Annotated in this window: 1 protein-coding gene; it reads left to right on the forward strand. The window is 64.9% G+C overall.

The window, feature by feature from the left end; translation table 11 throughout:
• On the forward strand, positions 1–1,927 hold a 1,927-nt coding region (locus tag AC04L7_RS17455), incomplete at its 5' end, for a TonB-dependent receptor (RefSeq protein WP_475513538.1).
• Positions 1,928–2,054 lie beyond the last annotated feature (127 nt).

Here is a 2,054-nt window from a genome sequence, read left to right on the forward strand (position 1 = left end):
GCCCGTGTCGCTGGTGTACGACGACGTGGTGCAGGAAAACCCGATCCTGAAGGGCTTCCCGCTGTTCGACCTGGAGCAGGTCGAAGTGCTGCGCGGCCCGCAGGGTTCGCTGTTCGGGCGCAATACGCCGGCCGGCGTGGTGAAGTTCGAATCGGCCAAGCCGTCGCAGGAAACCAGCGGCTACGGCAAGGTCGGCGTGGGCAGCGACAACATGTGGAACGTCGAAGGCGCCGCCGGTGGCGCGCTGAGTCCGAACTGGTCCGCGCGTGCGTCGGTGCTCTACCAGCGCCGCGACAACTGGGTGGAAAACACCTATCCGGGCCCGAGCGACGGTTTCGAAGGCTATGACGAMTCCGCCGGCCGCGTGCAGTTCCTGTACGAAGGCGACGGCTTCGAAGCGCTGCTCAACGCGCATGCCCGCAAGCTCAACGGCACCGCGCGCCTGTTCCGCGCCAACATCATCGACCCGGGCACCAACAACTTCGTCCCCGGCTTCGACGAGGACAAGGTGTCTCAGGATGGTCTGAACTATTCCGAACTGGAGTCGCAGGGTGCCAGCGCACGCCTCAACTGGGACATCGGCGACTACAAGCTCTATTCGATCACCGGCTACGAAAGCGTCGAGACGATCAACCGCGGCGATATCGACGGCGGCTACGGTGCGGTGTTCCTGCCCGATTCCGGTCCGGGCGTGATCCCGTTCGCGTCGGAAACCGCCGACGGCATTCCCGACCATTCGCAGTGGACGCAGGAGTTCCGGATCGAATCCGAATACGCCGGTCCGTGGAACTGGCAGGCCGGCCTGTTCTACTTCAAGGAAGACTACCAGGTCGAAAGCTTCAGCTACGATTCGTTGAACAACAGCGCACAGGATGGTTACCAGCGCATCCGCCAGACCAACGATGCCTGGGCCGTGTTCGGCGCCGCGACGTGGCAGGCGACCGACAGGCTGGAGCTGCGTGCTGGCCTGCGTTACACCGTCGACGAGAAGAAGCTGACCGTCGAGGATTACTGGAACACCGGCTTCGCGGCCTGCGTCCTGGCCGGCAAGTGCACGCTGGCGCAGCTGGCCGCGCTGGAGCCGGATGGCGATCTCTCCGCCTCACCGGAAGACAAGAAGTTCAACTGGGACCTCTCCGCCACGTATGCGGTCAGCGATGACGTGAATCTGTATGCGCGTGCCGCGACCGGCTTCCGCGGCAGCAGCATCCAGAGCGCGGGTGCGTTCAACGCCAAGTCCGTCGCCGGTCCGGAAACCGTCACCTCGGTCGAGACCGGCATCAAGGCGGATTTCTGGGACAAGCGCGCGCGCCTGAGCGCCGGCGTGTACTACTACCGGGTCAAGGACCAGCAGCTGACCGCCGTCGGCGGCGCYGCCAACGCGAACATCCTGCTCAATGCCGAGAAGACGGTGGGCAAGGGCTTCGAACTGGACATGCAGGCGTACGTGCTGGACAACCTGCTGCTCACGCTGGGCAGCAGCTACAACGACACCGAGATCCAGGACAACGATCTCGCCGTTGCCGTGTGCGCCGCCTGCACCGTCACCGATCCGCGCAACACCGGCGGCCTGGCACTGATCGACGGCAACCAGCTGCCGCAGGCCCCGAAGTGGGTGCACAACCTGACCGCACGCTACAGCGTCGGCCTGGGCGACGGCAGCGAGCTGTACGTCTACACCGACTGGGCCTATCGCAGCGAAGTGAACTTCTTCCTGTACGACTCCATCGAGTTCACCGGCAAGTCGTCGCTCGAAGGCGGCCTGCGCGTGGGCTACGGCTGGGGCTACGGCGACTACGAAGTGGCCCTGTTCGGGCGCAACATCACCGACCAGCGCCGCATCGTGGGCGGCATCGACTTCAACAACCTGACCGGCTTCATCAACGAGCCGCGCACGGTAGGCGTGGAGTTCAGCGCGAAGTTCTGATCCGTACAAGCGCGTGATTGGCACACGGGCGCCGTGGGGCGCCCGTGTTGTATGTAGCGTGCGCCGCGCGCACGACCTCATGATCCCCGGGCAACACCGCAGTCGTGCGCATGGCGCACGCTACGTG

Source organism: Pseudoxanthomonas sp. LjRoot204_2 (assembly GCF_056175765.1).